Annotated in this window: 45 protein-coding genes; all 45 read left to right on the forward strand. The window is 34.0% G+C overall.

Translation table 11 applies throughout. The features are described from left to right. Positions 1-44: 44 nt before the first annotated feature. The 45 genes from B9L23_RS08135 to B9L23_RS08355 all read left to right on the forward strand — a co-directional run bounded on the left by B9L23_RS08135 (position 45) and on the right by B9L23_RS08355 (position 25,127). A complete protein-coding gene (locus tag B9L23_RS08135) occupies positions 45-254 on the forward strand; it encodes a hypothetical protein (RefSeq protein ID WP_089097282.1) in 210 nt (69 codons plus the stop codon). 6 nt (positions 255-260) lie between these two features. Beyond that, positions 261-785 (forward strand): hypothetical protein, encoded by a 525-nt coding sequence (locus B9L23_RS08140; protein WP_089097283.1) that lies wholly within the window; start codon positions 261-263, stop codon positions 783-785. Positions 786-961: 176 nt separating this feature from the next. Continuing rightward, positions 962-1,612: an SLOG family protein gene (locus B9L23_RS08145; protein ID WP_089097284.1), complete on the forward strand. Its 651-nt coding sequence runs from the start codon at positions 962-964 to the stop codon at positions 1,610-1,612. A gap of 122 nt (positions 1,613-1,734) precedes the next feature. Further along, entirely contained in the window at positions 1,735-2,943 is a 1,209-nt protein-coding gene (locus B9L23_RS08150; RefSeq protein ID WP_245842323.1) for an RNA-guided endonuclease InsQ/TnpB family protein, read from the forward strand. 316 nt (positions 2,944-3,259) lie between these two features. Continuing rightward, positions 3,260-3,595 (forward strand): hypothetical protein, encoded by a 336-nt coding sequence (locus B9L23_RS08160; RefSeq protein WP_089097287.1) that lies wholly within the window; start codon positions 3,260-3,262, stop codon positions 3,593-3,595. Continuing rightward, the gene (locus tag B9L23_RS08165; protein WP_089097288.1) at positions 3,592-4,224 is read left to right on the forward strand and encodes a DUF4241 domain-containing protein; all 633 of its coding nucleotides are present in this window, start codon (positions 3,592-3,594) and stop codon (positions 4,222-4,224) included. Before B9L23_RS08160 ends, B9L23_RS08165 begins: the two co-directional genes overlap by 4 nt. Before the next feature lie 23 nt (positions 4,225-4,247). Then, positions 4,248-4,934 carry a hypothetical protein gene (locus tag B9L23_RS08170; RefSeq protein WP_089097289.1) on the forward strand — a complete coding sequence of 229 codons (687 nt, stop codon included), beginning with the start codon at positions 4,248-4,250 and terminating at the stop codon, positions 4,932-4,934. Positions 4,935-5,003: 69 nt separating this feature from the next. After that, entirely contained in the window at positions 5,004-5,330 is a 327-nt protein-coding gene (locus B9L23_RS08175) for a hypothetical protein (protein WP_089097290.1), read from the forward strand. After that, entirely contained in the window at positions 5,330-5,881 is a 552-nt protein-coding gene (locus tag B9L23_RS08180; protein ID WP_089097291.1) for a hypothetical protein, read from the forward strand. The genes B9L23_RS08175 and B9L23_RS08180 overlap by 1 nt, the downstream gene beginning before the upstream one ends. Before the next feature lie 84 nt (positions 5,882-5,965). Continuing rightward, positions 5,966-6,664, forward strand: a complete 699-nt coding sequence (locus tag B9L23_RS08185) for a hypothetical protein (protein WP_089097292.1) — start codon at positions 5,966-5,968, stop codon at positions 6,662-6,664. 8 nt (positions 6,665-6,672) lie between these two features. Further along, on the forward strand, positions 6,673-6,981 hold the full coding sequence (locus B9L23_RS08190; RefSeq protein WP_141103854.1) for a hypothetical protein: 309 nt from the start codon (positions 6,673-6,675) through the stop codon (positions 6,979-6,981). 32 nt (positions 6,982-7,013) lie between these two features. Further along, a complete protein-coding gene (locus B9L23_RS08195; protein ID WP_089097294.1) occupies positions 7,014-7,415 on the forward strand; it encodes a hypothetical protein in 402 nt (133 codons plus the stop codon). Positions 7,416-7,423: 8 nt separating this feature from the next. Then, a complete protein-coding gene (locus tag B9L23_RS08200) occupies positions 7,424-8,272 on the forward strand; it encodes a DNA methyltransferase family protein (RefSeq protein ID WP_089097295.1) in 849 nt (282 codons plus the stop codon). Positions 8,273-8,296: 24 nt separating this feature from the next. Next, positions 8,297-8,455, forward strand: a complete 159-nt coding sequence (locus B9L23_RS20400) for a hypothetical protein (RefSeq protein WP_169712536.1) — start codon at positions 8,297-8,299, stop codon at positions 8,453-8,455. A 105-nt stretch (positions 8,456-8,560) separates the two neighbouring features. Then, a complete protein-coding gene (locus B9L23_RS08205) occupies positions 8,561-9,286 on the forward strand; it encodes a 3D domain-containing protein (RefSeq protein WP_089097296.1) in 726 nt (241 codons plus the stop codon). A 13-nt stretch (positions 9,287-9,299) separates the two neighbouring features. Beyond that, positions 9,300-9,533 (forward strand): hypothetical protein, encoded by a 234-nt coding sequence (locus B9L23_RS08210; RefSeq protein ID WP_089097297.1) that lies wholly within the window; start codon positions 9,300-9,302, stop codon positions 9,531-9,533. Continuing rightward, on the forward strand, positions 9,530-9,901 hold the full coding sequence (locus B9L23_RS08215) for a single stranded DNA-binding domain-containing protein (RefSeq protein ID WP_089097298.1): 372 nt from the start codon (positions 9,530-9,532) through the stop codon (positions 9,899-9,901). Before B9L23_RS08210 ends, B9L23_RS08215 begins: the two co-directional genes overlap by 4 nt. Beyond that, positions 9,894-10,079, forward strand: a complete 186-nt coding sequence (locus B9L23_RS08220) for a hypothetical protein (protein ID WP_089097299.1) — start codon at positions 9,894-9,896, stop codon at positions 10,077-10,079. Before B9L23_RS08215 ends, B9L23_RS08220 begins: the two co-directional genes overlap by 8 nt. Before the next feature lie 58 nt (positions 10,080-10,137). Continuing rightward, positions 10,138-10,911 (forward strand): single-stranded DNA-binding protein, encoded by a 774-nt coding sequence (locus B9L23_RS08225; protein ID WP_089097300.1) that lies wholly within the window; start codon positions 10,138-10,140, stop codon positions 10,909-10,911. 20 nt (positions 10,912-10,931) lie between these two features. Then, positions 10,932-11,312, forward strand: a complete 381-nt coding sequence (locus tag B9L23_RS08230) for a hypothetical protein (protein WP_089097301.1) — start codon at positions 10,932-10,934, stop codon at positions 11,310-11,312. Next, on the forward strand, positions 11,299-12,414 hold the full coding sequence (recA, locus tag B9L23_RS08235; protein ID WP_169712537.1) for a recombinase RecA: 1,116 nt from the start codon (positions 11,299-11,301) through the stop codon (positions 12,412-12,414). Before B9L23_RS08230 ends, recA begins: the two co-directional genes overlap by 14 nt. A 14-nt stretch (positions 12,415-12,428) precedes the next feature. Next, complete coding sequence (locus B9L23_RS08240; protein WP_089097303.1) at positions 12,429-13,049, forward strand: uracil-DNA glycosylase family protein; 621 nt, start codon at positions 12,429-12,431, stop codon at positions 13,047-13,049. Continuing rightward, positions 13,046-13,243, forward strand: coding sequence for a MerR family transcriptional regulator (locus B9L23_RS08245; protein WP_089097304.1), 198 nt, complete (start codon positions 13,046-13,048; stop codon positions 13,241-13,243). The genes B9L23_RS08240 and B9L23_RS08245 overlap by 4 nt, the downstream gene beginning before the upstream one ends. Before the next feature lie 238 nt (positions 13,244-13,481). Beyond that, positions 13,482-14,045: a winged helix-turn-helix transcriptional regulator gene (locus tag B9L23_RS08250; protein ID WP_089097305.1), complete on the forward strand. Its 564-nt coding sequence runs from the start codon at positions 13,482-13,484 to the stop codon at positions 14,043-14,045. Between the two features lie 63 nt (positions 14,046-14,108). Further along, positions 14,109-14,312: a hypothetical protein gene (locus tag B9L23_RS08255; protein ID WP_141103855.1), complete on the forward strand. Its 204-nt coding sequence runs from the start codon at positions 14,109-14,111 to the stop codon at positions 14,310-14,312. Positions 14,313-14,332: 20 nt separating this feature from the next. Further along, a complete protein-coding gene (locus B9L23_RS08260) occupies positions 14,333-14,809 on the forward strand; it encodes a hypothetical protein (protein ID WP_089097307.1) in 477 nt (158 codons plus the stop codon). Positions 14,810-14,823: 14 nt separating this feature from the next. Next, the gene (locus tag B9L23_RS08265; protein ID WP_089097308.1) at positions 14,824-15,123 is read left to right on the forward strand and encodes a hypothetical protein; all 300 of its coding nucleotides are present in this window, start codon (positions 14,824-14,826) and stop codon (positions 15,121-15,123) included. A 21-nt stretch (positions 15,124-15,144) separates the two neighbouring features. Beyond that, complete coding sequence (locus B9L23_RS08270) at positions 15,145-15,681, forward strand: hypothetical protein (RefSeq protein WP_089097309.1); 537 nt, start codon at positions 15,145-15,147, stop codon at positions 15,679-15,681. 44 nt (positions 15,682-15,725) lie between these two features. After that, on the forward strand, positions 15,726-16,112 hold the full coding sequence (locus tag B9L23_RS08275; RefSeq protein WP_089097310.1) for a hypothetical protein: 387 nt from the start codon (positions 15,726-15,728) through the stop codon (positions 16,110-16,112). A 23-nt stretch (positions 16,113-16,135) separates the two neighbouring features. Next, positions 16,136-16,828 carry a hypothetical protein gene (locus B9L23_RS08280; RefSeq protein WP_089097311.1) on the forward strand — a complete coding sequence of 231 codons (693 nt, stop codon included), beginning with the start codon at positions 16,136-16,138 and terminating at the stop codon, positions 16,826-16,828. Positions 16,829-16,914: 86 nt separating this feature from the next. Next, a complete protein-coding gene (locus tag B9L23_RS08285) occupies positions 16,915-17,604 on the forward strand; it encodes a hypothetical protein (protein ID WP_089097312.1) in 690 nt (229 codons plus the stop codon). Positions 17,605-17,772: 168 nt separating this feature from the next. Next, entirely contained in the window at positions 17,773-17,922 is a 150-nt protein-coding gene (locus B9L23_RS20405; protein WP_169712538.1) for a hypothetical protein, read from the forward strand. Positions 17,923-17,989: 67 nt separating this feature from the next. Continuing rightward, the gene (locus B9L23_RS08295; protein ID WP_089097313.1) at positions 17,990-18,265 is read left to right on the forward strand and encodes a hypothetical protein; all 276 of its coding nucleotides are present in this window, start codon (positions 17,990-17,992) and stop codon (positions 18,263-18,265) included. Between the two features lie 43 nt (positions 18,266-18,308). Next, complete coding sequence (locus tag B9L23_RS08300; protein WP_089097314.1) at positions 18,309-18,536, forward strand: hypothetical protein; 228 nt, start codon at positions 18,309-18,311, stop codon at positions 18,534-18,536. Between the two features lie 48 nt (positions 18,537-18,584). Next, the gene (locus B9L23_RS08305; RefSeq protein ID WP_089097315.1) at positions 18,585-18,863 is read left to right on the forward strand and encodes a hypothetical protein; all 279 of its coding nucleotides are present in this window, start codon (positions 18,585-18,587) and stop codon (positions 18,861-18,863) included. Positions 18,864-18,868: 5 nt separating this feature from the next. Then, on the forward strand, positions 18,869-19,162 hold the full coding sequence (locus B9L23_RS08310; RefSeq protein WP_089097316.1) for an LPD28 domain-containing protein: 294 nt from the start codon (positions 18,869-18,871) through the stop codon (positions 19,160-19,162). A gap of 135 nt (positions 19,163-19,297) precedes the next feature. After that, positions 19,298-20,098 carry a 4Fe-4S cluster-binding domain-containing protein gene (locus B9L23_RS08315; RefSeq protein WP_089097317.1) on the forward strand — a complete coding sequence of 267 codons (801 nt, stop codon included), beginning with the start codon at positions 19,298-19,300 and terminating at the stop codon, positions 20,096-20,098. A gap of 3 nt (positions 20,099-20,101) precedes the next feature. Next, complete coding sequence (locus B9L23_RS08320) at positions 20,102-20,983, forward strand: hypothetical protein (protein WP_089097318.1); 882 nt, start codon at positions 20,102-20,104, stop codon at positions 20,981-20,983. A 53-nt stretch (positions 20,984-21,036) separates the two neighbouring features. Next, positions 21,037-22,683, forward strand: coding sequence for an AAA family ATPase (locus tag B9L23_RS08325; RefSeq protein ID WP_169712539.1), 1,647 nt, complete (start codon positions 21,037-21,039; stop codon positions 22,681-22,683). Positions 22,684-22,693: 10 nt separating this feature from the next. Beyond that, positions 22,694-23,092 carry a hypothetical protein gene (locus tag B9L23_RS08330; RefSeq protein ID WP_089097320.1) on the forward strand — a complete coding sequence of 133 codons (399 nt, stop codon included), beginning with the start codon at positions 22,694-22,696 and terminating at the stop codon, positions 23,090-23,092. A 6-nt stretch (positions 23,093-23,098) separates the two neighbouring features. Further along, on the forward strand, positions 23,099-23,407 hold the full coding sequence (locus B9L23_RS08335; protein WP_089097321.1) for a hypothetical protein: 309 nt from the start codon (positions 23,099-23,101) through the stop codon (positions 23,405-23,407). A gap of 23 nt (positions 23,408-23,430) precedes the next feature. After that, positions 23,431-23,820, forward strand: a complete 390-nt coding sequence (locus B9L23_RS08340) for a DUF1257 domain-containing protein (RefSeq protein ID WP_089097322.1) — start codon at positions 23,431-23,433, stop codon at positions 23,818-23,820. 78 nt (positions 23,821-23,898) lie between these two features. Beyond that, the gene (locus tag B9L23_RS08345; RefSeq protein WP_089097323.1) at positions 23,899-24,228 is read left to right on the forward strand and encodes a hypothetical protein; all 330 of its coding nucleotides are present in this window, start codon (positions 23,899-23,901) and stop codon (positions 24,226-24,228) included. A gap of 244 nt (positions 24,229-24,472) precedes the next feature. After that, entirely contained in the window at positions 24,473-24,679 is a 207-nt protein-coding gene (locus B9L23_RS08350; RefSeq protein ID WP_169712540.1) for a DUF2997 domain-containing protein, read from the forward strand. Between the two features lie 16 nt (positions 24,680-24,695). Beyond that, positions 24,696-25,127, forward strand: coding sequence for a hypothetical protein (locus tag B9L23_RS08355; protein WP_089097325.1), 432 nt, complete (start codon positions 24,696-24,698; stop codon positions 25,125-25,127). Positions 25,128-25,171: the final 44 nt, after the last annotated feature.

The raw sequence follows: 25,171 nt of genomic DNA on the forward strand, positions 1-25,171 counted from the left end.
ATTTGTAGTGACGAATATTTTGCTTTTTTATGGAGGAGGCATCCATGCATCGTTCATTAAGCCAGCTAGAGTATTTGCAGAAAAAATATCAAGAAGTTTTACAAGAAATCAACGATATGGAATCACAAGGTTTATCTCATACAGAAGAATACAAGGAATTGTTATTTAAAGCAGGGAAACTGTATTCAGAAATAGAGTTGATGAAACGGGTTCCCGCTTATGAGGATACAGAAGAAATTATAGTAAAGGGGTAAGAGAATATGTCAAAACAAGGTTTACCAACACCAGAAGAATTTAAAAAGAGTGTGGTTTTACCGCTTTTATGCCTAATAACTGGTTCATCTGAAGAAAAATTAACTAAAGATTATGAAGAATTTTATAGAGAAAATTTGAAAGAAGAAAAAGAGAAAACAGCCGAAAAATCTAATGAAGGTTATACATTACTTGAACTACTAGATGTATTAAAACCAGGCTTGGTAGCGGTCACAACCATTGATGATGAACTAGTTGAAGTAACAATAGATGAATATGGCGATCTAGTATATGCAGATGATGCAGATGAATTATTCCCGATCAATTCCGATACTGCTAATGTGGTATATAAATTAAAAGAGCAACAACGCTATCCTGTATCTTATAGCACAGCATTTGAAGCTTACAAAGATGGAGAAATTATTGAAGTTGAATGTGACGGCGATACATATCGCTTTGTTCCAGGAAGTTCAGCAAATCCAATGATGACTATTGAAGGTGTTTTAGATGGTAATTGGTATGTTATCAAATAAAATAATCTTGTATAATTGAGAACCAGCCTTTCGGCTGGTTTTATAGTGATTATTTGTGTTAAGGAGGATCTATATGACTGAACGTAATGATTATTTTAAAAACTAATTTTTGTTTGTTTTCCGCCTGTCGGCGGGCTTTTAGGGTATTTTTAACTATGCAGAGAGGTAGGATTAAAATGTTTTCGTTTCCAAACACATTAGTAATGAATCAAACAGATTTTGAGCGAAGACAAAAAATATTGCGAAATCACATGAATACGAGAAGAATAACCGCTTGTTTTACTGGTCACCGTCCTAATAAGCTTGGTGGCTATGATTGGAACAATCCAATCATGCAAAAGTTAAAAAATCAACTTTTGAATGTTATTAATACATTAGTGATCAGACATGGAATTACTAGATTCATCAGTGGCGGAGCATTAGGAACAGATCAAGCAGCTTTTTGGTGTGTTCACTTGATGAAGCAAAAACATTCCCACATTCAAAATATTGTTGCAGTGCCATTCGAAAAACAAGATCAATATTGGAAGGATGAACATAAATATTGGTACAGAAAAATGCTAGAAAAAGCAGATGAAGTGGTATATGTAGATACTTTAGAAGATTATCGAGTTCCACAGGTTCCAATAGGAGAATATAGCAAACAAAAAATGCATAAACGAAATGAGTATATGGTAGATCACAGTGGAATTATTGTGGCTGTTTTTGATGGATCGAAAGGTGGAACTTATCAATGCCTGTATTATGCTAGAACATCGTATGCAAATCAACCTATCTGGTTGTTAAATCCAAAAGAAGATTTTCAATTGCGCATTGTGCAAACATAACTGTAATGAGGAGGAAGTATAGTTTGATAAAATATTAAAATTGATATAACATATTAATGTTTTTAAATAAAAATGTTGATTTTATCGCAAATAAACAAAAGACTCCACCCCTTTAAAGTGAGGTGAAAAATTTGTTTGTCACAAGAGTAGAACAACATCAAATTAAACGAACAAACGTATTGTGGCAAATGTGTGACGATTTATGTTTTAAATCAAAGAATTTATATAATTATGCTAATTATATTATACGACAAGAATTTGTAAATAATAATAAATGGATTAGATATAATTCATTAGATAAAATGTTAAAACAAGAAGGTGTTTATAAAAAGTTGCCTGCTCAAACATCACAACAAATATTAAAATTACTAGATAAGAATTGGAAGTCGTTTTTTAAAGCGATAAAGGATTGGAGTAAAAATAAAGATAAATATTTAGGTAAACCAAAATTGCCTAAATATAAAAAGAAAAATGGTCGTAATGTTGTAATTTTTACGAATCAGCAATGCAAAATTAAAGATGGATATATTAAATTTCCTAAAACCGATTTAAAGTTAAAGACAAAAGTTACAGAGGGTTTACAACAAGTGCGAATTGTACCAAAGGGAAGTATTTACATAATTGAAGTTGTTTATAAAAAAGAAATTCCAGATATAATTCGTGAAAGTAATCGTGTTGTAGGTATTGATTTAGGATTAGATAACTTTGTAACTATGGTAAATAACATCGGTGAAACACCGATTGTTATTAATGGCAAAGGTATCAAATCCATAAATCAATACTACAACAAACAATTATCATATTTTAAAAGCATTTTAAAGAAACAAAATGGACTAGATTGGAGTAAAAGATTAGAAAAATTAACATTAAAACGAAATAATAAGATGAAGGATTTTATGCACAAAGCAAGCAGATATGTTGTAAATTGGTGTGTTCATCATAATATTGATACGATTGTTATTGGTAAAAATGACAATTGGAAACAAGAGATCAATTTAAGAAAACGATTAAATCAATCATTCGTACAAATTCCTTATGACATGTTTATTAAGCAATTGCAATATAAATGTGAAGAAGTTGGAATTAAGATTGTATTAACAGATGAATCATATACAAGTGGAACATCATTTTTAGATGGCGAAGCTCCAACAAAAGAAAATTATGATAAAAGCAGAAGAATTAAAAGAGGCTTGTTTAGAAGTAATAAAGGAATTTTAATTAATGCAGATGTGAATGGAGCTTATCAGATTATTAAGAAAGTATCTCCAAATGCATTTGCAGATGGAGTAGAGGGTGTGGGGTTACACCCTGTTAAGCTAAATGTAGCTTAACAAAGAATAATGTTTAATGAAAGATTTTAATATGATTGAATAAATTAAACATTATTCGTAACCTTATTCTTTTACTAGAAGATATGTCATTGTATTACAAACACGCAGGAACATACACTTATAAGTTGACAGTAAAATTTTGTAATAATAAAGAAGGCGAAATAATGTATGCTGAAAAGATGTTGCGTGCTCAAGCAGAACAAGATATAAAGCGTAAGCAGCGATTGCTTCATTAGTCTTTTGATGTATAAGGAGGCCGTTTATTTTATCAGCCCAAAAAATAAAAATAATAAAAAAAGAAAGGAGACCATGCATAATGGCAACTGTTCAAGCTTTATCTAATACTAATACATACGAATATCCTCGTTTCAATGATTGTAAACACACTTTTGTTGATCTTTCTCATTTGGATCCACAAAAAGGTGAGTTTATGCATACGTTTAGCATTAAACTGCCTAATAATCATTACGTTACCCTTTGTGTCATGCAAAGCGGCAAAGAGGAAAGTTGCGTAGATGTGCAATTTTATCGTGGCTCTTCTCGTATTCCAGCAAAAGCAATTGGTTTTATGAATGGTACTGCTGACATAATTAAAGACAAAATGCTTTATACCATTGTAGTGGATCAAAGTGGGGAGGAGCAAGATAAATGAAAAAGTTAGGCACTTTTAAAGTAACAGATCGCAAAGTTGTTGTTTCCGATCCATGTTATAGCTTAGGAATACGGTGTCAAGCAATTTTAGAAGATGTTTGTAATGGAGAATGGAGAGCATATGCAACAATAACAGATGAAGGTGAATGGGGAGAACACATTTCTGAACTGATGGTTTTTCATCAATCCGTACCTTACGAGCATGCAGAATGGATTTCATTAGAAGATCGCATTACTGTAGATAGTGGCCAAGCAGGAATTTTTAATTATTCACATTATAAAAACGATAATACTGTTCCTGAAAATGCGCAGTTATTTGATGGAATATCAATTTCTGATAAAGGTGACAAATGGTATGCGTATTGTTGCGCTGTTACGTTAAGCAAGCAGCAAGCAGGAGTTATTAATGGTGGAGTTGTCAGCACTAGCGGCTTTGGTGACGGTCTATACGATTTGAGTGTTGCCAAAAATGAAAAAGGAGAAATTGTTGCTATTAGAATTACATTTATTCATAAAGAAGAGTCGTTTGTTTGTTTGAAATGTGATACTATCCATGATGGAACTTATTCAGAAGACTTTTGTAGCGATGAATGCGAAGATCAATATTATTCAGAAGATGATGATGAATAAAGATTCCTGAAAGGAGTTCTATCATGCATTATGTTTTACATGTACTTGTTCCAGATTTTATTGAGGTGTATGACATTCCTGATGTAATTAGTGCCATGTTAGATCCGTTTGATGAGAATAAATCAGTAGATCCGTATGCAACACGATGTTATTGTGTCAATGATATTGCTACGATAGAATCTTGGGAATTAGCTGCAAAAGGATATGGAAAAACATTTTCAGAATTGGAAGATGAATATAATTTTTTGCCCAAAGAAACAAGACCATCATGGAGTGAATATATTCGGCCATTTCTTGAGCTAAGAGAACAAAAAGAAAAAGAACACCCAATGTATCAAAAACCTAATCCAGAATGTAAAGAATGTGACGGAACTGGGCACATGCTGACTACAGATAATCCCAATGGTCGTTGGGATTGGTATGTGATTGGCGGCCGCTGGAGTGGATGGCTAACACAAGACCAAACCATTAGTCATTTTCCTTATTTTGATGATGTAGAAAATAATGTAGTTGCTGTATCTATTGCAAAGGAGAAAGCTGTTAAAGGCAAATGTATTCCTTTGGCTGTTTTAACACCGGATGGCCACTGGTATGATCGAGATGATTTAGAAGATACTGAGGAACAAGAAGAAATATGGAGACAAAAATATTTAGAGATATTAGATCGTTATCCGAACACAAAAGTAGTAGTCGTGGATTGTCATTGTTAAATAGTTTCCCGCCTGTCGGCGGGCTTGTTGTTGCAAAAACAAACAGGTGATTGAAAGGGGGAAGTATAAATGCTTATTTTTGAATACACTAAAAAAGAAGTTATTCATGTCTTTCATAACAATGAAGAAGAAATGCATAAGAATATTCAAAAGTTAAAAGAAGAAGGCTGGTCTGATAATGTGCGCATGTCTGTTACAGGAGTACCATTATTCCATATGCGTATTCTTGATGAAGATGAATTTAAGCAAAATTATCCTAATGTGACTGTTCATGCAGATGAAAAATCGTCTTCTTCGTTTGGTGAAAAATATGTTTATTACACAACACATGAACGAAAAATGATTCAAAGAAAAATAATTCAAAATCACAAAACTAAAAAGGAAGGAGAACTCTAATGGGAACTAGAGGCATGTATGGATTTTATAGAAACGGAGTAACAAAAGCTACATATAATCATTTTGATAGTTATCCAGAATGGTTAGGTAAAAAAATTGTAGATTTTATTCGAAACACAACTATTGAAGAAATGGATGAAATTTTTGATCGAATTATCATGGTAAATGAAGATGATAAACCAACAGCAGAACAGATTACGGAATGTATTACATATTATAATGATATGGTTTCTACTGGTTCAGTAGATGATTGGTATTGTCTATTAAGAAATGCACAAGGAGATTTAAACGCTTATAAAAACGGTTTACGATATATGATTGATAACAGCGACTTTATTAAATATAGTCTATTTTGTGAATGGGCTTATATTATCAATTTGGATGATAATGTTTTAGAGATTTATAAGGGTTTTCAAAAAAGCCCGCAGCATAATAGATATTATATTGAAGAATCAGACAGTGGTTACTATAACTGTAGATTATTAGTTAAGTTTCCTTTGGATAATATTCCAGAAAATTGGCTAGAAGAAGTTTATTGTTTAACACGGTAATAGGGTGAACTTGATATTCCGCCTCTCGGCGGCGTTGGTAGGTATTTCAAATAAATTGATTTTACATTAAAGGAGAGATGTATAATGAGCCATTTTGTCCTTCATATCATTGTTCCTAAAAATCTTGAAAACGATCAAGTTGAAGATACAATTTCTCAATTAATGGAGCCTTTTGATGAAAATATAGAAGTTGATCCATATGAAACTGAATGTTATTGTGTTAATTCTATAGCAAGTATTGAAGCTAGAAGACAGGCACAACAAGAACTTGGAAAAACTCTTAATGAATTAAGAGAAGAATATTGGAATATGCCTGAAGAATCTAGACCTGAATGGAATACATATATTCAGCCATATAAAGAATTAGTCGATAAAAAAGAAAAAGAGCATCCATTATATCAAAAACCGGATCCAAGCTGTGAAACTTGTCAAGGAACAGGTAAACGAGAAACTACATATAATCCAAACTCTAAATGGGATTGGTATGTTATTGGTGGCAGATGGAATGGTTGGTTGACATCTGATAATGATACATCTCCATATATAGATGATATTGAAAATAATCTGGTTGATGTATCAGTAGCTAAAGAAAAAGCGATTCAAGAAGATAAAACTCCATTTGCAGTTTTAACACCTGATGGCAAATGGCATGAGAAAGGTGAGATGATGATGTTTGCCATGGTGAAAGATGAAATGCCTGAAGATGAGTGGAAAGCTTTATATCTAAATATTCTTGATCAATATCCTGATCATCAAGTAGTTGTAGTAGATTGTCATATTTAGAAAGCAGAATGGGTGATCATATGCTCCCAATTAAAGAAGGAGATACTGTTTTTATTCAATCAGATTGTTACACCGGGCATGCTACGATAACTTACATTGATTATCAGTCACTATACAATCATCATGCATATCCCGTTCAAGTAGAAATTAAAGAAAGTGATTTAGACAAAAAATTGGATGACTTTAATAGCGGTCAGCGAGTTTTTCGTGTGAATTTAAAAGAAATTGTTGGTCTTCAAGAATCAGAAAACACTTATATGGATGGTGAAAATAATTTAGCTATAGATGATAAACAAATGAGTTTGTTTGATATTTAGTTTTAGTACATAACAAAGAAGGGTGATATACGGTGGTTTGCGAAACTTCTAAACCATTAACGAAAGAACAACATGAACGATTAGAAAATGTTTTAAATCTATTAAAAACAAACGATCATATAACTTTAATTGCACATAAGTATTTTGACGAATATAATGATGAAGTAGATTTTAATGCTTGTTGTGCTGTTGGATTGTTAGCTAAACAGATGGATGAAGAAATAGCATACAAGTTATTAACATACAATGACACAGCTATTGAAGATTTTGATCCAGATGTGTTAGACGCTTTTTCTCGATATTATGGTCTTTCTAAAGGACAATTAATAGGTTTGCAAGAAATTAATGATAATAATTCTTCTGATATTCGTAAACAAGAAATTATTGCTTATTTTGAAGACATCTTAAATAACTCTTGTCATAAAGCAGGGTGATCTATAACATGAAATCTGATTATTATCAAATAGAACGTTTTTCTATTGAAGATTTAATACATATGCAACAAGTCATTTTAGAATATGCCAAAGCCATTAATGGCCTTCCTCGTCATCATTCGGAAGTATTCAGCAAACGTGGCTGGATGCTTCCGTTTTTATTTGGTTATGATGGCCTATTGTGGGGTCGTTGGAATTATTGGTTTGATATTATCGAAAAAGGAACCATCGAAGGAAGCGGTCCAATTCCAAAAATAAAATGGTCTCAAGATTATCGAGGAATTGAACATACTCGAAAAATGATTCGTAAATGCTTAGATCATTATGATTCTACTATTGATAAATTTGCAGATTGGTTAACGTGGGCATTGGCCATTGACAAAGAAACTACCATTGATCATATTTCTCCAGAATTAAATGAGCATTATTATCGTCATTTTGATTTGTTTTTGGTGTTAAATTATCCAACTGATTACTTGAGTTATGCTCTTTCCGAAGAAACAGGGAAGGGCTATAAAGAAGCATTGGGTTATTTCCCTACACCATTTAACCTTAGCGTTGCAATGGTGGAAATGTTAAAGAGCGATGATGAAGAAACAATGAAACGTCAAACCATTGGAGAGCCATCAGTTGGATGCGGTTCCATTTTATTAGCCGCTTCGAATTATTTTCTTCGTTGCTTTGCACAAGATATAAGCCGTATTGCCATACGGCTATGCCGGATTCAAATGTATTGGTATGCTCCATGGTTTGCATATCATCCGGACACAATCCAGGGATTTGATCAGGACAATATTGTGTCTATTCGTCCTGTTCATCAAGGAAAAGAAGAAAGTCAATTAGTTTTTGTTTTGTGAGGTGCAATGGAAATGGAAGTCTATATGACAGATCACGAATATTATTATTTTTCTGCCGGTTATCCAGCCATTGCTTATCAGTATAGACTGCCACATAAAACATTGAACAAAATTCGTTTATTAAGCTCGGAGGTAGTACAGGAACTACGCCCCAATGTGCTTGTTGTTCGAAAACTGGTGTAACACATTACTCTTAAACTAAAAAATATTGTGTAATGTGTTGCACAACTCTGTTAAAAATGATAACATAGGGAAAGGATAGGGGATTTGCGAAAAGGAGTTAGATAAATGAAGAAATTAAAAGCAAAACCCGTCACATCTTTGTTACTTGCTTCTACAATAGCGTTTACTGGTTCTTTTCAGCTTTATTCAATGTCTAAAGAAATCGATGCTTTAAAAAAGCAACATCGAGACTTACAAAAGTCCCATCATTCGTTCTCTATAAAGTATAAAAAACTGCAGAAGGATTATAAACAATCTCAGAAAGATATTTATCGATTGGAGCAAAATAATCAAGAATTACAAGAACAAAACAAGCGGCTGCAGGAAGAAAATAAAAAACTGCAATATCAAAATAATGAATTGCAGAAGCAATTACAGATTCAACAAAATCACATTCGCAAATTAAAAAGGGACTTGCAAGCAAAGAAGAACACTCATGCAAGAAAGAATTTTTCTCTTGCAAGTCGTGGACAAAAAGAGGGAGAATGGACTTATTTTTGGGCTACTTATTATGATGCCAACGAGCAATCAACAGGAAAGAATCCCGGTGATCCCGGATATGGGATCACTAAAAGTGGCAAACCGGTGCAAGCTGGTGTAACTATTGCCGTAGATCCCTCCATTATTCCTTTAGGAGCATGGGTGTTAATTCAATATCCTGATGGCAGAATCGAAAAACGACAAGCACAAGATACCGGTTCTGCTATCAAAGGACATAAAATTGATATTTATATTCCTAAAGCAAGTATCACTAGTGGAAGTCATCTAGTCAAAGTAAAAATTTTAGACTAAAGGGGAGCCAGAGATGGGAGATGACCAAGCCTTTAACTTCTTAGATGAACTCATTGTTGAACACAAAGAGACGCCATTTGAAGAGGAGATCATTACACTTGAAGATCAAGTTCGGACTTCATATTTGTTGGTAAATACATTACTACATCTGTTAATTCAGAAAAAGATTATTCAACCACATGAGGTTCATAATCTGCTTCGTGAATTGCATCAAGAATTGCGAAACAGAAGGGGTCGTTGGGAATGAGTTTAGTAAAAGATATTGGCTCATATGTTACACATTATTCTGAAGAAGTGAAACAACGTGCCAAACATCTAGATCAAGTTCGTATCGCAGGGAAAATTACTCAAATTCGATTTCCGCTTATGGAATCTAAAGATGACTATTTATTATCTTGTTATGTTTTTGAAGTAGATGATGGTGTGGGATCACTTATGGTTTATGTGTCTCCTATGATGTTTAACCATTATAGAGAGATTTTACATAAAGGCAATGTAGTGATGTTTGAAGGGTATGTGAATATTGTTACAAGAGAATTAAAAGGAACAATTCAAAGAGAATGTTCGATTGTTGCTTATCGTGCTGAATTAATACGAGGTGAAACACATGCGTAACATATTAGTTTTTCCTGATGGAACAGAACAGGATTTTATGTATCCACCCAATCGAGACATAGAAGTTGGCGAAACTTTAGTAGTACATATGCTGGATGATTCTATGCAGATCATGAGAGTTACTCATATTGAGAAAAAAGAAAGAGAAATACGTTACTATTTAGCTTTAGCTTCTTAACGCCTGTCGGCGTGCTTTGTGAAATATAAAAATATCACGAGAAAGGAGACCATTTATTATGAATTTCAATCAATTCCAAGGACAAAACGCTGGTTTTCAAGGTGGATTCCAAAACGGATTTCAAGGTGGATTTAATGGCGGTTCTAATGGTGGCTTTCAAGGCAATATGAATAATACACAAGATAATCAAGATCAAGCAAACGTAAATAAATCTGCATTTATGAATCATGCAAAAATACAACTAATTGGATATTTAACGACAGATCCAAAATCCGAAATGATTGGTCAATCCAAAGTAGCTTCTTCTTCAATTGCGATTAATCATAAAGGTTCTAAACAAGGTGATGATCCGGATTATTGGAACATTGAAATTTGGGTAAACCTAAACCAAGGTCAATCATCCTCATTGCATAATTTCTTGGTAGATTACTGCAAGAAAGGTCGCTTAGTGTTTGTGGAAGGAATACCATACTTAAAGAAAACAGAAGCAAAAGATCCTCAAACAAAGCAACCAATTTTAAATAGCCAAGGTAAACCAGTTTATACGTACTATCCAACAATTCGTGTTCAAAACTTAATTGCTTTTAACGGTGGAGGATCTTCTCAATCTGATAATTCAGCACAACAACAAACACAACAAAATCAAGCAAATACAATGACTCCGCCAATGAATCAACCTGCATTTGTTGGTCAACCACAAGGATTGGGACAACCACCAGCAGGAGGCATGGGAGGATTTCCTAACGCTCCGGGATCAAACTTCTCGCCACAACAACCGGGAGCTCCAATGCCACCAAACGGATTTGGCGCTCCAGTAGGAGCAGGAAGATAATCACTTGGAAGTGAACAGCCATGAAGAGAGAGAAAGCAAAAGCAACTTATGTATTTCATCGTTTTATTCATGGCATTTTTCAATACTATCATGACAAAGGAATGCCCTTGGAAACCGCAAAAGCAAGAATGTTTAAAGAAGTGTACGATACTTGCTTGGATTTTGCGAAAAGAGAAGAGGGCATTCCTGACCATCTTCTTGTTTTAACTATGCAGTTTGTTTCAAAATTTTTAAATCATCGTGGATTTGTTCTATCTAAAAAACTCAAAGAAACAAATTCTAATGATGAACAAGCAATCACAAGATTGCGAGCTGCTTTGAGAGACTTAAAACAAGTCAAAGATGCTATTGATCACTTTATTGAAACATATCGAGGTGACACACAGAATGATCAGCAATAAAGAATTACTCAAAATGATTAATTCTCGAATGGGAGAAGGAACGATTTATACGTTTGATGGTGATGATACGGTAAAAGTTCAACCAGTGTCTACAGGTATTCCATCTCTGGATTATGCATTAGGTATCGGTGGGCTTCCTTGGGGACGAATTGTGGAAATATACGGTCCAGAAAGTTCCGGTAAGACTACATTGGCGTTGAAGACTATCGCTACATTCCAGCAATATGCAAAACAAGAGGGTCATCCGTTTTACGGAAAGAAAGCTTCTTTCATTGATGCGGAACATTCGTTAGATCCATTCCATGCGCAAGCATTAGGAGTAGATATATCCAGAGAAGGTATGTTAATTTCTCAGCCAAACAATGGTGAGGAAGCATATGATTTAATGGAGGCATTAATTCTTTCTGGACATGTGGGCATTATTGTTGGCGATAGTTTGCCATCGTTTATTCCAAAAGCAGTGATTGATGGCTCTGCAGAAGACAATCATATTGGTTTGCAAGCAAGATTAAACTCCAAATGTTTATCTAAGATTAATTCACTGGCGGCTAAACATAATGTATTAGTAATTATGATTAATCAAATCCGGGAGAAAGTTGGAGTTATGTATGGTAATCCTGAAACAACTCCTGGTGGACGTGCATTGAAATTCTATTCTTCTGTCAGATTAGAGGTACGGAGGAAAGAAATTAAGAAAGGCGATGCAATCATAGGTCAAACAATTACCGTGAATATTAAGAAGAATAAAGTGTCACGTCCGTTCACAAAAGCAGAATTTGATTATTATTGGGATACTGGCATAGATGTGATTAAAGATATTATGAATACGGCTATTGATATGGGAATTATTCATCGAAAAGGCGCTTATTATTTCTTGGGACCAGATCCAAATGATGCAAAAAATGTATACACGGATGCAAGTGGAAATCAATTAAAATGGCAAGGAAAGGAAACATTGGAAGCTGTTCTGAAGCAAAGTCCTGCTTTGTTTAATTACATTAATGATATTGTGCAAGGTCGTATTCCAAAAGATGCACAATTTATAGAAGAAACAGATCATGAAGAAGACGAAGAACAAAAATTGTTAGAAGTTGAGTCATAATTGGGGGAATCTGCATGGGAGACCATCCAGAAACATCGCTTATTAAAGAGTATAAACCTGTCTTTTATGATCAAATGAATACACCTGATGAGGGTTTTAAAAAAGATATTGGTGCATTTCATCTAAAGACAAGCGTATATAATTGTCACGCTTGTCCTTTGCACCAATATCGAAAAACTGTTCCAATGTCCAACTTTCATGCTTCTTTTATGATTATTACGCAAGACCCACAAGAATTAAATCCACAAACAGAACATGGCAAAATGTTGTATCAAATTTTACAACAACTTCACTTTGACTTGAATGATATTTATTTTACTTCTGCAGTAAAATGTGAAGGATCTACAGAGTACATGGCATGTCATCATCATTTAGTATCCGAACTCATTTTGATACAGCCATTAGTAATTGTTTCGTTAGGTTATTATGCCGGAGCTTTTTTGATGAATTCTGCTACATCTATTCAGCCGGGAGATACAACAACACTTTCTACTGGTTCTGACTTATTAATCACATATTCTTTGAAAGACATTACATCAAATTCTATTCAATATAATTGGCTAATGAAGCACTTGTCTATGGCGAAGACACAGCTAGAATATCGAAAAGCACAGAAGGAGATGATTCGCCAATGACTCAAGAAAAGGAGTATACATTAAAAGAAGCAGCCAAAATTCTCGGCGTTCATCGGGATTCCATTTTGTATTGGGAAAGAAACAACATGATTCCGAAAGCAAGAAGAAACCCAAAGAATAATTATCGTATCTATAGTAAAGAAGAAATTCAAGAAATTGCAAAATTAAGGGGAATTAAGACACTTTTCTTCTAAAAAAAATCGATTTTCTTCGACATTTTTCGACTTTTTTCTTGTTCTTTGTTTCAGCCTTTTCTATAATGTATGTAGAAATTTGCGTATTTTATAGTCAATAGCGTTTTAATATTATGTTATAATATATGTGTATGGTATTACATGCTTCTATTGTATATTTGTTCCTTTTCTTGTTTATAATGTGTGTGGTTTCTATAAATTGGAATATGGTTGTTTATGTTGTTAAGGAGGATTTTATATGAATAAAGAACAAGCGCTATTGCTAGAACTAACCAAAAGTGAATTAGCTGTGTACGAATACTTAAAAGAAAGGGCTGAAACAACAGGAAGTAATGAAATTTCAGAAAGCAATCGTGATATCGGAAAGAAAATTAATTTAAGTGAAGCAACTGTACATCGTGCTTTGCGCAAATTAAGAAAGCTTGGTATCGTTGGCATTATTCCGTCCGAAGGAAGAGCACAATCAAATACGATTGTGTTTCATGGCATCCATGATGAAACAGAAGATATTGATGATATTTTTAATATGGTTAGTCAATTGAATAGCAGTGTAAATCGTTTCCAACATGTCCTGATGGCTAAAAACAACGAGATCATGAAATTGCAAAACGATCTTCATGAAGCATATGAACATATCCGAGAATTGAAGGAGATGTTGGAAAAGTCACATGAAGTGATTCAAACACTTCAACAATTATTGGCTTCTGGACAAGAAAATGATGTGTTAGAGAATGCTCAAATTGAGAATGTTGAGCACAGGGAGGACGGAACAATTGCCCTAGTAGTAAGAAAAAATAATTAATGTTCACTGGGGAGGACATTAGGCATGCACAGTGCGTCGTGTCAACAGTGGGAGGCAAAAGAGGTGGCTTTGGAAATCCTGGATTGCTTTTATCAGTTTGATGGACAAGATGGAGAGATAGATGCGTACCTCCATCAAAAAATACAGCATCTAAGACAACTGGTAAAAGCCAATCCAGGATTGGCATGCCAGGTGAAACAATATATTTTTGAGCATTTTGCTGATCGTATCAACCAATTATGCGACCAATATGAGCCACTAGAATAAGTATTGGTTGAGGTGTATATATGAGTCAAGTGTTAGAACGACTATTATTAGAAGATTTAGAAAAATGGGAGGAAACTATTAAGGATTTAGAAGAACGAAATCGGAAATTAAAAGTTCCTACCGAAAATACCCCTGAAACATTGCACACGTTTAATTGTCAAATTAATGATTTGTATACCGAAGTGCAGTATCATTTTGCAAGAGCTAGAAGAAACAAAGATGCGATTGAGCGCATTATATACAATGTACTGAATGATTTATATGCCGGGAAAAATGACTGGGCACGGAGGGCAGCTGGGATTCAATATGCTCAAAATTACCCCACTCCTCCTGGGTTTTACCCGGATAAAGTTGATTTATTCTATTTAGAGGATAAATTTAAATGGTTTTATTATGCGTTGGATTCGATTATTAAGAGCTTACAGGCAAAAGCGGAAGCAAAAATAACCAACAATTCTCTTTTAAAAATTGATGATTTAGTATCAAGGTATTCGTAAAGGAATGATTTACCTTGAGTTCTCCTAGAGCTATTCAATTTTTAACTGAATATGGATTATGGGCAATCAATGAAATACAGGTTCGTGTTTATTCGAAAAAAGAAGCACGTATTCTATATCACAAGTACGAAGCAAATGCTTTTGAATATGAAAAAGTTGTTCGATTAACTTGGTTAGATCGATTGAAAGGTATTACATTAGAACAAAAAATTGATAAGAAACTTTCTCAATTAAGAATGCGATTAATTGCGGAAAATCAAAAAATCAAACAATATAAAGAATTGGAACAAAGATATAATCAATGCAAAAAGTAGAGTTTTTCAGGTGAATTTGCCATGGAATGTGTATATTCTAATGATTGTAGAAACTTTAACAAATCTTGCTTTAAATGCTTTAACTATAATATGTATCAACCTCATAAAGAATATAAACGTTTGCGGCCTAAATCAGTTAATCGAAAAGAGAAAAAACAGGGAATGGAATTTGAGAAAGAAGGAGCTAAAAAATATAATCAGGCTGTTCATTTTGCAAAGGATATAGCTCATCGGCAATTAGCTTCTGGAGCTTTCTCTTTTGCACTAGGTGATATGATCACTGAAGAAGAATTAACCGCTGCTTTAGCGGAATTCAAGGAGAGGGGCAGTGTTAATGCAAAAGGAGAGAAATATATTACCATACATAAGAAATGGCTCGATAAACTCAAAGAAGAAGCTAAACTCATGGGCAGAGATTATTATTTTCTGCCTTTCCGTTTTAAAGACGGGGATAAAGATTATGTTGTTCTTGAGTATGATCTTCTTTTATCTTATGTTCAAACTATCCAAATGCTTGTTGAACAGATTAAATTACTCCAGAAACAACTTTCAGTTTAATATGAGAGATGTTACATAAGCACCTTTTTTAAGTTGGTGATCATATGGAATTAATCGAAGCGTACAATTATTTGCCCCCAGATGAAGAAACTGCAAAACAAAATAGAAAGCAACATTCTCCTAACAACCCTTATTGGGTGACAAAAGAAGGCGTTAAATTATATCCATATCAAATGAGGGATTCCCATATTGTAAATGTCATTCATTATTTAGAACAAAAATATGGGGAAGATATGAGATTATTGGTGGTGAAATATTTACTGAAACAACCATTGAGAAAGAATGAAAAGCTTCAAATTGAGTTAATTGAAGAAAATCTGTTGATATATATTAAGTTAATTGAGGAAGCATTGAATCGTGGTTTATTCAAAGGTATTAAATTTTCTTTTGAAACATGGTCGTGGGAAATTGAAGATATTTCACTTTCATAAAATATGAATAAGGAGGAATATATATGTCTTCTGTTACATTACAAGAAGCTTTGGAATTAGAGGCTAAAGAAGTTGTAATGAATTTAGAAGATATGATGCAAGAAATGCTTGGCAATGCAGAGGCTAATGGAGAATATATTCGTCCGGAGTTAGATGATTTTACAGTTCGCCGCATGGTTTTAGCCAGAAACTATCTGTTAAAAGACATCGATAAAATGGAGAAAATGAAAAAGGCTATTGTCGCAGATTGGGATCGCCGTATCCAGAAGAAGAAAGAGCAAGTAAAAACTATCGAAAATATTGTGAATCACTACATAAAAGAGCAGCGAAACGGTCACCCATTGCAATTAGATGTAGCTACGGTATCATTGCGAAAAGTACCACAAAAGGTGGAAATCAAAGATGAATTAAAAGTTCGTCAATATTTAAAAGAAAAAGGAAAATTAGAATCTTTCTTGAAACCGGCAGAATTGGACAAGCAATTATTAAAGGATTACATGATGAATCAATTAATGGCAGAAGTCGAAAAAGAAGCACAACAACGTATCCAGCAAGAAATTGAGGCTAGTGAGAAGAAGAAAATTACGAAGAAACGAGAAAAAGAAATTCGTGAAGAAGTGCTTGCTGAAATGACAGAACAGTTGAAGGAAATGTTGCCTGATGGTTTTGAATATGTTGCACCATCTGAAACTTTATCTATTAGATCTAATATTTGAAAAAGTGTTTACAAAGTTATCTATAATATTTATAATAAAGGTATAATTAATAACAAAGTTATCAGAAAGGAGAAGTAAAAATAAAAGTGAAAAGATTATTGTGGGAATTGAATAAGGGAAATTCGGCATTGTTGATTGATCCGAAAGATGTACATGAGGAAGTATATACAGAAGGCTTGTTAGTTGTCGAAGGTATCAATGACGATCAATGGCCACAAATTTTAGAGGTATTATCGGCAAAAGAAGAACAGGATGAGGACTTTACGATTCGATTTATGGATACGGACGATTTTGAAATATTTTTAGAAGAGGAGTTGGGAATAGAAGCATCTATACAGGATGCAGATGAATGGATGGAACCGGATGAAACCACCTTGTTTGATAAAGAAAACGTACAGGTTTGGAAGGCAAATGAACTTGAAAAAACGAAAGTATACGAGTGGTGGGATGGCTCTAATTGGCGTAAAGTCATTTTAGAATCATATATGACGGAAACAGTTATTGAGATCACAGAAAAATCTGTGTGCCTCGATGAATGGGATGGACGAAACTGGCAGACAGGTGGAACAGGGCTACACCAATATGTGCACAAGGTTATCATGATCGATGGTAAAAAAACAGAAGATATGTTTCTTCTCGTTCATTCGTCACAGTGGCAAGGTTCACACGACACTGGTGAGTTAATGACAGTTGACGAGCTTCGCTACCATCTTCATCACCTTAAACGAGATGTAGAGAAGTACTTATATGAGATTGGTACATTGTCGGGGGAGTAATTCCCCCTCTCGTTGGACTAAAAGAATTTGCTGAAATACTCAGATGGGACAAGGCAAGATTGAGTACGAAGTATCACCGACAACGAGAGGGGCAGAAAGTGCGGTTGCCACTTCCTGAACCAGTCCAAGTATTAGCTTCAACGCCTATATGGACGTTGGAGCAGGCGCTTGAATACAAGAAAATTATTGAAGAAGCGAGAAAAAGAGATCCGTGAAGAAGTATTTGCTGAAATAACTGAGCAGTTAAAAGAAATGTTGACTGATGATTTTGAGTATGTTGCACCATCTGAAACTTTATCTATTCGTTCTAATATTTAATAAGATTTTTAGATTAGGGTTAAAGTGTTGTGTAGTAGACACATACTGTGCAGGAAGGAGAAAAGCTATGACAACGGCAACTGAATTGAGTTTAGCCGATTTAACACCAACTCAAATTGGTAAGATGAGACACGCTTTAGGATTGGATTATTCAAGAAAACCATATAGAAACTATTACTATTGCAGTACGCCTGATGACGAATGGGAAGACCTTGTTCAAAAGGGATTCGCCACTAAACAAGAGGGTATGAGAGAAGGTTCTGTTTATTACTTTGTAACCTATCCAGCGTTAAAGTTGCTTTATCGCAAGAATGTCACTGAAAAGTATTTTAATGAACTTTAATGCACAGTACGAAGATAATGTTCATTAAGAAAGGAGAGTATTTATGGATTTAAGAAAAGCAACAGAATTGGTTATTCAAGATACTTTGGAAAATCATCAAGGCGGAATTGCTTTTGAAGATCTTGAAAATATGTCTGCAAAGGAGAGGAAAGAACTAGCGGTTAAATTAGTTAATTCAGATGAATTTTTAGAAAGATTAACGGCTACATTAGAAGATGTTATTAATGAATATTTTGAAGAGTTTGGAGAAGAATATGATATTTATGGATAATAAATAATACTGCGAAAATACGACAATGCATTAAAAGGAGGCTTTACAATGCCAACATATAAAATCAATGCTTTTCAATTAGCCAGATGTACATATCTTGTGGAAGCAGATTGTCCAGAAGACGCTATTGGATGTGTAGGGAGCAAAGAACATTCTACATTAATTCATCAGGAAATTTTAGATGAATTTGTTGATGAATATGGCATGTCTTTTGAACAAGCAAAGACATTGGGAATTGATGTAGAACGAATTCGCAGTGAATATAATTTTGATGCTAATTTTGAGCACATTGAAGCAATTGAAAGCATTGAAGTTGTTAAGGAGTGAATAATATGTTGGCAAAGGATCAGCAAGTGTTATTTCATTTTCGTGGTGTACCGGTAGTTCAGGTTACAGAGTCAAGAATCAGACAAGAAGATCGTCAAGAATGGCTTTACTATTATGATATTCGTCATTCGGATGAGGACTGTGGATATCCATGCACTGTAGAACCTCATGTTTTAGTTAATCATTTTGGCACAATGGCAACTACTGAACCAATTGAAATTGAACCAGATGAAAATGGTGATGCTTATTTAGAAATAACAGATGAAGAAAGAGAATTAATTTGGGAATATTGTCGATAACAATGATAATTCATTAACAATGAATGGCGTATTTCATTTTTCTTTGAAATACGCCATTTTTCTATTGTTTTTCCCTATGTTTTATTGTATGATATTTGTGTGTAACACAATACATAATTCCGGAGATGGTTTAAAATGTATGATATATTACGATTTATCGGCGTAACAAAAGATGCGACTACTGCTGGTCCAGGAAAGCGATTAGAATTATTTACAAAAGGCTGTATTCGTGGTGTGATTAGCCCATGTGAAGGCTGCTTTAATGAAACTACATGGGCATTTGAAGGACCGTATAGGGAAATGACGGTTGATGAATGTGTAGAAATGATCGATAGAGATGCCTGGAACCGACAAGTTACTTTTTGTGGTGGGGAGCCAATATTGCAGGCCAAAGCCATTACAAAAGTGGCTAAAAAATTAAAAGAGATAGATCCAACCTTTCATATCATCTTGTATACTGCATATAAAGTGGATACTTTGATGAAATATGGATTAAAATTTACATGGATTCCGAAGTATGGAGATGCCATGCGCAATCATTTAATGGATTATTCCTATGCTTATTCAAGAGAAATGCATCGCACTCAATTTATTATTTTAACTCCTAATGATGTTAAAGAATTAATGGAATATGTGGATTGGATTATTGATGGAGATTATCAAGCGGATAAGCGTTTAACGACGCATGAAACCATGCATGATGGTTGGTTTATTGGATCCAGCAATCAGCGTATAGTTCTTTGCAAAGCAACTCTTGAACGAGGAGTATTAGTTTATTTCACACCACATGAATATATGACCATGGTAGAAAAGAATAAAACATGTAAATGTTGTGGTCATATAATACCAAAATATTTTGGCCGCTTTTGTGGTGAAAGATGTTACAGAAGATATTATAAAAGACAAGAAGAAATGAAACTGTTAGGAGGTGTATAAGTAATGCCATTTAAAGATCCTGTAACCGGAGAAACACATTATATTGATGTCAGCAAAGTTGATAAACTAGTGTTGGAACCAATAAAAGTTATGGATATGAAAACGCAAGAAATAGAGCAATTGCGTTTGCAATTGTATAACATAGAAAACGAAATTTACTTAACTGGAACACTTTTTAATAAATATCGTGCCACTATTATGATTCCTGTCGAAATATTGGAACAAATTTTATATGACATAGTAAATTCAGCTGAATACATATCTTTAGAAGATGAACCACGTTTCTCTGAATATGTTACTCGTGTTTATCAAGAAATTGCAAAACAGTATTATGTTCATAAAATCTACCCATTACAAAAGAAGAGTGTTGAATCAAATGGTTTAGGATTTATTATAGATAGCCGAACAAAAACAGAGATTGGCACTTTTGAGAGCATAGAAATTGAACCTAAATCTGAATTAACTGTTACTTATTGGCTAAAACATGTGTTGATTTTACCTTCATATACAGAACAATTTGTTCAAAATACAAATGATTACTTTTATGCGTATTATGATCCCCAATCGAATCAAGTTTACATCATTGATTCTTTTCAATATATCGACATGAATATAACAGACACAGATTTCCGAAACATGATCACTATTAAAAATGCGACTTTGTCATTAGAAGAGTTTCCTAATACACACTTTCGTTATTCTATGATTACGCAAGCTATTAAAGATAAAGCACTCTTGCAAGCCATTGATGAGTCTAGTTCAGATTATGAAGAACAAATTCGCCAATTTTGCGAGAATCGTTTTTCGATTTTACAAGAAGCTAAACAACAAGCGAAGAAAGAGAAAATTTATCATCAATTCGCAGACATTGAGTTAGAAATTTAACACGCCTGTCGGCGTCCTTTTAGGAGATTACTGATGGAAGGGGAGGCATGTTGATGAGTACAGCTAATACTGTATCATTGTCTGGAATGGAAGAAATCTCAATGTTATTTAACTCTCGAAGAAGAGCTATTTTGGTAAATACATTTGAGGAAGAACGATTCCTGGAAGATTTAAAATCACTTATTGAAGTGAAAAGATACGAAGCGTATACTTGGTCTATTACTGCCGGATTAAGGGATCTAATAAGTGGTGATGTGGCAGTAAAAAATCTTTATGATCCGATTCGATTAATGAATCACATTGCGGAGTATGATAAGCAAGCTGTCTTTGTATTAAAGGATTTCCATGATATTTGGACTAATTATCAGGCAAAACGTGCATTAAGAGATATTTTGGAAACAAAACAAAATGTATATAAACCATTATTACTCATTTCTCCATACACAAATATTCCAACGGAATTGGAAAAATTAATTACCGTTGTGGAATATGAATTGCCAACAAGAGAACAAGTCATTGAGGAATTAGAAGGAATGGAAGCATTCTTGCGTAATAGAGGACTTCCAGTTCCGGAAGGCAGAGAAAGGGAAGCTATTATTCATGCTTTAGTTGGAATGACTAAAACAGAAATTGTAAATGTATTGAAAAAATCTGTTGCAAAGAATAAAAAGATCGTATTAGAAGAAATTGTAGCAGAGAAAGAGCAAGTAATTAGAAAAACAGGATTATTAGAGTATGTTACAAAGCTAGGAAGAATGGAAGATGTCGGCGGAATGGACATCTTCAAAGAATGGTTGGAAGATGCAAAATACGCATTTGAACCGGAAGCACGGAAATATAATATTGATCCGGTGAAGGGTGCGATTGCAGTTGGAGTGCCAGGTACTGGTAAGAGTCTCATAGCTAAATCATTAGCTCACTTATGGAATCTACCATTACTAAAGATGAGCATGAGCAATATTATGGATAGCCGAGTTGGGCAATCTGAGAAGAATATCGATCGAGCATTAAAACTAGCAGAATCTGTTGCTCCATGCGTTTTATGGATTGATGAAATCGAGAAAGGTTTGGCGGGAGTAGCATCTTCTGATCGTTCTGATAGTGGTACCCTATCTCGTGTGGTTCAATCGTTGCTAACTTGGCTATCTGATAAAGAAGCCCCTGTATTTGTGATTGCCACAGCTAATGATATTACGAAGTTGCCACCTGAATTAACTCGTGCTGGTCGTTTTGATGAAATTTTCTTTGTTTCTTTGCCACATCAAAAGGAACGAGAAGAAATCTTAAAAATTCACCTTCAAAAACGTGGTTATAAAATTGTATATGAATCTAGTGGTCCAGATGAGTTCACTACATATCAGATTGAAGGATTAGCTGTTGAAATGAAAAATTTCACAGGTGCTGAAATTGAACAGGTAATTGCTGAAGCCGGCAGACGTGCTTATGCAGAATTTAGAAAAGGGCTTCGTGAAACACATTACATAACAGAAGAGGATATTTTAGAGCAAGTTGAACAAATGGTTCCATTTGCTGTTCGAAATGCTGATCTGGTTCGTCAATTGCGTTCTTGGGCTAAAACTTCTGCAAAATGTGCATCTTCTGAAGAACATAAGTTTTTGCATGGATCTTCTAAAGAAGATAATGATCACGAATCTCTATCCATTGATTTTGATGAAGATGACTTGATTTTAGGGGAATAGAGGTGAATATATGTCATATGATCCACAACAAGAAAAGCAGAAGATCTACGAAGTTTTAAGCCAATTTCAAGAACATGAACAGCAAATGGAGAAACGCAAGTATTTGAAAATGTCTATTACTTTGGCGTTAGATGAACTGGAGGAATTCGAACAATTATATCGCCGCTTTTTAAAAGAAGTAGGACACTTGGTTGTTTATCAAGAGATAATCAAAGATCCACTAGTACGGAATATGGAAAATTTATTACGGGATTTGCGTTTTCTTATTGAGAAAAATTATACGAAAGAGGAATTGGAACAAGTTCCGTCTGATGTTTATCAACAAATTATACAGAGTCAGAAACAGCGTGCGGAATTATTAAAAAAGATTGCTAGGAAATATTTGATGCATTCATTTCATGAGGAGTGATAAGCGATGATGCATGAAATTCGTGTGCAACAATTGAAACAAGAAATTTTAAATGTATTTAAAACAAAAGAATCAGATTTAGGATCCCCTAATTTATCAAATAGCCGTTTTGTAGATGCCCTTGTGGAATCTATTGCAGTTGGTTTTAAACGTCATTTACGTCCAAATCATGATTATCATATTGGGCGTTTGCTTCAATTTGTGCAATTACTAAACGAAGCTCCTGAACATTTAACAAGTGACGAAGATACAAAACATATTTATCGTTTAGCAGTACAGAAGTTAGCAAAGGAGCTTCGTGTAGATATACAATAATCTATTTTAAAGGAGGAATTTTTATGAGTCATTTTGCTGTTTATACTTGCAATGTGCAAAACATGGATTATGTCAAACGTGGTTTATTGGAAATGGGTTTGGATTACAGAGAAAATGTTGTGATTGAAGACTGGTATGGTCAAAAACGTCATGCGGAATTAGCTGTGATGAAAGACGGAGAATTGCTACCTTTAGGTTGGGTTCGTAATGAGAAAACCAATGAATTAGAATTACAAGCGGATTGGTTTAAAATTCCATTTGGTCAAAAGCAATTTACAGATAAAATTTCTCAGCTTCATAGTAAATATCACGTATTACAAGTATGTGAAGAAAATCGTTGGCATGTAGATGAAGATAGTATTACTGTAAATGAAAATGGTGAAATCGAGATTTTGGCTGTTCAATTTGCATAATGAAATATCTAATCCCCATCTCTATAATATTTTGGAGATGGGGAAGGTAGTTTAAATTTTATAAAGGGTGATCATTTCATGAATCAAAAACTGAAAAATGAGGAAATTGTTCGGGATATTGTTTTCTTCTTGGTCAAGAATCGATTATGGTCTGATGTCTGTATCTATTACAACAATCAGCGTTTAACCCCAGAACGTGGATTAGAAACTAATATAAATGTTTTTGATTATGTTCAATACGCCAATCCTGATACAGTAACCATGACTTTTGAAGGAAGCTTATATAATGAGCTAAATGGTTATAACGGATCTTATAATATTTATGAACAATTTGAAAAGCTTGTACATAAACACGGATATTATTTTGAATTTGGTCATGCTTGGAGTTTATCTCTGCACCCACTATGACAAAAATATATTGTTAAAATTATAACAAGTATTAGATAATTGATATTATATTATCAAGTTGTTTTGACTTGAAGGAGCTTTGATGCAAAATGAATAAGAGTTTTGTAATTGCTTCTGATGAAGGATATTGGAATAACGATATTGGTTGGATAGAAAATCTAAATGACGCTACTGTTTTCTCATATGATGCTACACAATATTTACAATTACCAATTGGACAAAATGTTAGATGGGAGGAATTATCATGCAACGTCACGAAGTAAAATTCATCATTAAGCCAGGTGGAGAAATCAAGATGGAAGTGTTAAATGGACAAGGACAATCTTGTGTTGATGTAACAAAAGATTTGGAAGTCTCATTAGTCGCTGCCGGTGAAAAGATTGATGAAGGTAAAAAACCTGAATATTATCAGGGTGGAAGTAATATTAGTGTATTCAATGACTTGAAATAATGAAAGGTGATTGTAAATGAAAGAAGTAAACGATTTTTTAAATGATTATGAAGAAGTGATCAGCGAAATTCGAGAAAAAGTAGTGCCACAAATTATTAAAAATGATTTATTGCCAGGATATACTCGGCCAACCCTTGCACAAATTGATAAACATATCATGAGTTTATTAAGAAATAATGTAACAGAAGACACCACTGTTTTATTGATTGCTTATGGTGTAATTCTTGGTGAAACCATTATCAAAAATATTGAAGAAGCAAAATGGTTGTATGAAGCTCCTAATATTCAATTGGTTCGAGTACAATTAACAGATGGAGAAGATCCTATTTATGCTCTTCCTATACAGCGAGTAGTGAACTTATTTAAGACAAAAGATCGCAGTAAATCCATTGTTCGTTATTATGATAACATTATCAAAGATTATAAAGACAAGTGTGCTGCAAGTTAATCTTGCAGCCATCGCAATGAGCAGAGAAGGGAACATCATATATC

Source organism: Parageobacillus galactosidasius, from assembly GCF_002217735.1.
In the GTDB taxonomy this organism is placed as follows: Bacteria; Bacillota; Bacilli; order Bacillales; family Anoxybacillaceae; genus Parageobacillus_B; species Parageobacillus_B toebii.

What these genes read in the sequence shown, in the direction of transcription:
- B9L23_RS08325 (WP_169712539.1), top strand. Translation starts at nt 21,037, where the DNA reads ATGAGTACAGCTAATACTGTATCATTGTCTGGAATGGAAGAAATCTCA.
- B9L23_RS08165 (WP_089097288.1), top strand. Translation starts at nt 3,592, where the DNA reads ATGAAAAAGTTAGGCACTTTTAAAGTAACAGATCGCAAAGTTGTTGTT.
- B9L23_RS08240 (WP_089097303.1), top strand. Translation starts at nt 12,429, where the DNA reads ATGGGAGACCATCCAGAAACATCGCTTATTAAAGAGTATAAACCTGTC.
- B9L23_RS08140 (WP_089097283.1), top strand. Translation starts at nt 261, where the DNA reads ATGTCAAAACAAGGTTTACCAACACCAGAAGAATTTAAAAAGAGTGTG.
- recA (WP_169712537.1), top strand. Translation starts at nt 11,299, where the DNA reads ATGATCAGCAATAAAGAATTACTCAAAATGATTAATTCTCGAATGGGA.
- B9L23_RS08225 (WP_089097300.1), top strand. Translation starts at nt 10,138, where the DNA reads ATGAATTTCAATCAATTCCAAGGACAAAACGCTGGTTTTCAAGGTGGA.
- B9L23_RS08305 (WP_089097315.1), top strand. Translation starts at nt 18,585, where the DNA reads ATGCCAACATATAAAATCAATGCTTTTCAATTAGCCAGATGTACATAT.
- B9L23_RS08355 (WP_089097325.1), top strand. Translation starts at nt 24,696, where the DNA reads ATGAAAGAAGTAAACGATTTTTTAAATGATTATGAAGAAGTGATCAGC.
- B9L23_RS08340 (WP_089097322.1), top strand. Translation starts at nt 23,431, where the DNA reads ATGAGTCATTTTGCTGTTTATACTTGCAATGTGCAAAACATGGATTAT.
- B9L23_RS08160 (WP_089097287.1), top strand. Translation starts at nt 3,260, where the DNA reads ATGGCAACTGTTCAAGCTTTATCTAATACTAATACATACGAATATCCT.
- B9L23_RS08210 (WP_089097297.1), top strand. Translation starts at nt 9,300, where the DNA reads ATGGGAGATGACCAAGCCTTTAACTTCTTAGATGAACTCATTGTTGAA.
- B9L23_RS08280 (WP_089097311.1), top strand. Translation starts at nt 16,136, where the DNA reads ATGTCTTCTGTTACATTACAAGAAGCTTTGGAATTAGAGGCTAAAGAA.
- B9L23_RS08135 (WP_089097282.1), top strand. Translation starts at nt 45, where the DNA reads ATGCATCGTTCATTAAGCCAGCTAGAGTATTTGCAGAAAAAATATCAA.
- B9L23_RS08315 (WP_089097317.1), top strand. Translation starts at nt 19,298, where the DNA reads ATGTATGATATATTACGATTTATCGGCGTAACAAAAGATGCGACTACT.
- B9L23_RS08230 (WP_089097301.1), top strand. Translation starts at nt 10,932, where the DNA reads ATGAAGAGAGAGAAAGCAAAAGCAACTTATGTATTTCATCGTTTTATT.
- B9L23_RS08300 (WP_089097314.1), top strand. Translation starts at nt 18,309, where the DNA reads ATGGATTTAAGAAAAGCAACAGAATTGGTTATTCAAGATACTTTGGAA.
- B9L23_RS08260 (WP_089097307.1), top strand. Translation starts at nt 14,333, where the DNA reads ATGAGTCAAGTGTTAGAACGACTATTATTAGAAGATTTAGAAAAATGG.
- B9L23_RS08275 (WP_089097310.1), top strand. Translation starts at nt 15,726, where the DNA reads ATGGAATTAATCGAAGCGTACAATTATTTGCCCCCAGATGAAGAAACT.
- B9L23_RS08335 (WP_089097321.1), top strand. Translation starts at nt 23,099, where the DNA reads ATGATGCATGAAATTCGTGTGCAACAATTGAAACAAGAAATTTTAAAT.
- B9L23_RS08215 (WP_089097298.1), top strand. Translation starts at nt 9,530, where the DNA reads ATGAGTTTAGTAAAAGATATTGGCTCATATGTTACACATTATTCTGAA.
- B9L23_RS08245 (WP_089097304.1), top strand. Translation starts at nt 13,046, where the DNA reads ATGACTCAAGAAAAGGAGTATACATTAAAAGAAGCAGCCAAAATTCTC.
- B9L23_RS08345 (WP_089097323.1), top strand. Translation starts at nt 23,899, where the DNA reads ATGAATCAAAAACTGAAAAATGAGGAAATTGTTCGGGATATTGTTTTC.
- B9L23_RS08330 (WP_089097320.1), top strand. Translation starts at nt 22,694, where the DNA reads ATGTCATATGATCCACAACAAGAAAAGCAGAAGATCTACGAAGTTTTA.
- B9L23_RS08200 (WP_089097295.1), top strand. Translation starts at nt 7,424, where the DNA reads ATGAAATCTGATTATTATCAAATAGAACGTTTTTCTATTGAAGATTTA.
- B9L23_RS08170 (WP_089097289.1), top strand. Translation starts at nt 4,248, where the DNA reads ATGCATTATGTTTTACATGTACTTGTTCCAGATTTTATTGAGGTGTAT.
- B9L23_RS08190 (WP_141103854.1), top strand. Translation starts at nt 6,673, where the DNA reads ATGGGTGATCATATGCTCCCAATTAAAGAAGGAGATACTGTTTTTATT.
- B9L23_RS08270 (WP_089097309.1), top strand. Translation starts at nt 15,145, where the DNA reads ATGGAATGTGTATATTCTAATGATTGTAGAAACTTTAACAAATCTTGC.
- B9L23_RS08145 (WP_089097284.1), top strand. Translation starts at nt 962, where the DNA reads ATGTTTTCGTTTCCAAACACATTAGTAATGAATCAAACAGATTTTGAG.
- B9L23_RS08220 (WP_089097299.1), top strand. Translation starts at nt 9,894, where the DNA reads ATGCGTAACATATTAGTTTTTCCTGATGGAACAGAACAGGATTTTATG.
- B9L23_RS20400 (WP_169712536.1), top strand. Translation starts at nt 8,297, where the DNA reads ATGACAGATCACGAATATTATTATTTTTCTGCCGGTTATCCAGCCATT.
- B9L23_RS08320 (WP_089097318.1), top strand. Translation starts at nt 20,102, where the DNA reads ATGCCATTTAAAGATCCTGTAACCGGAGAAACACATTATATTGATGTC.
- B9L23_RS08250 (WP_089097305.1), top strand. Translation starts at nt 13,482, where the DNA reads ATGAATAAAGAACAAGCGCTATTGCTAGAACTAACCAAAAGTGAATTA.
- B9L23_RS08350 (WP_169712540.1), top strand. Translation starts at nt 24,473, where the DNA reads ATGCAACGTCACGAAGTAAAATTCATCATTAAGCCAGGTGGAGAAATC.
- B9L23_RS08175 (WP_089097290.1), top strand. Translation starts at nt 5,004, where the DNA reads ATGCTTATTTTTGAATACACTAAAAAAGAAGTTATTCATGTCTTTCAT.
- B9L23_RS08180 (WP_089097291.1), top strand. Translation starts at nt 5,330, where the DNA reads ATGGGAACTAGAGGCATGTATGGATTTTATAGAAACGGAGTAACAAAA.
- B9L23_RS08205 (WP_089097296.1), top strand. Translation starts at nt 8,561, where the DNA reads ATGAAGAAATTAAAAGCAAAACCCGTCACATCTTTGTTACTTGCTTCT.
- B9L23_RS08295 (WP_089097313.1), top strand. Translation starts at nt 17,990, where the DNA reads ATGACAACGGCAACTGAATTGAGTTTAGCCGATTTAACACCAACTCAA.
- B9L23_RS08185 (WP_089097292.1), top strand. Translation starts at nt 5,966, where the DNA reads ATGAGCCATTTTGTCCTTCATATCATTGTTCCTAAAAATCTTGAAAAC.
- B9L23_RS08310 (WP_089097316.1), top strand. Translation starts at nt 18,869, where the DNA reads ATGTTGGCAAAGGATCAGCAAGTGTTATTTCATTTTCGTGGTGTACCG.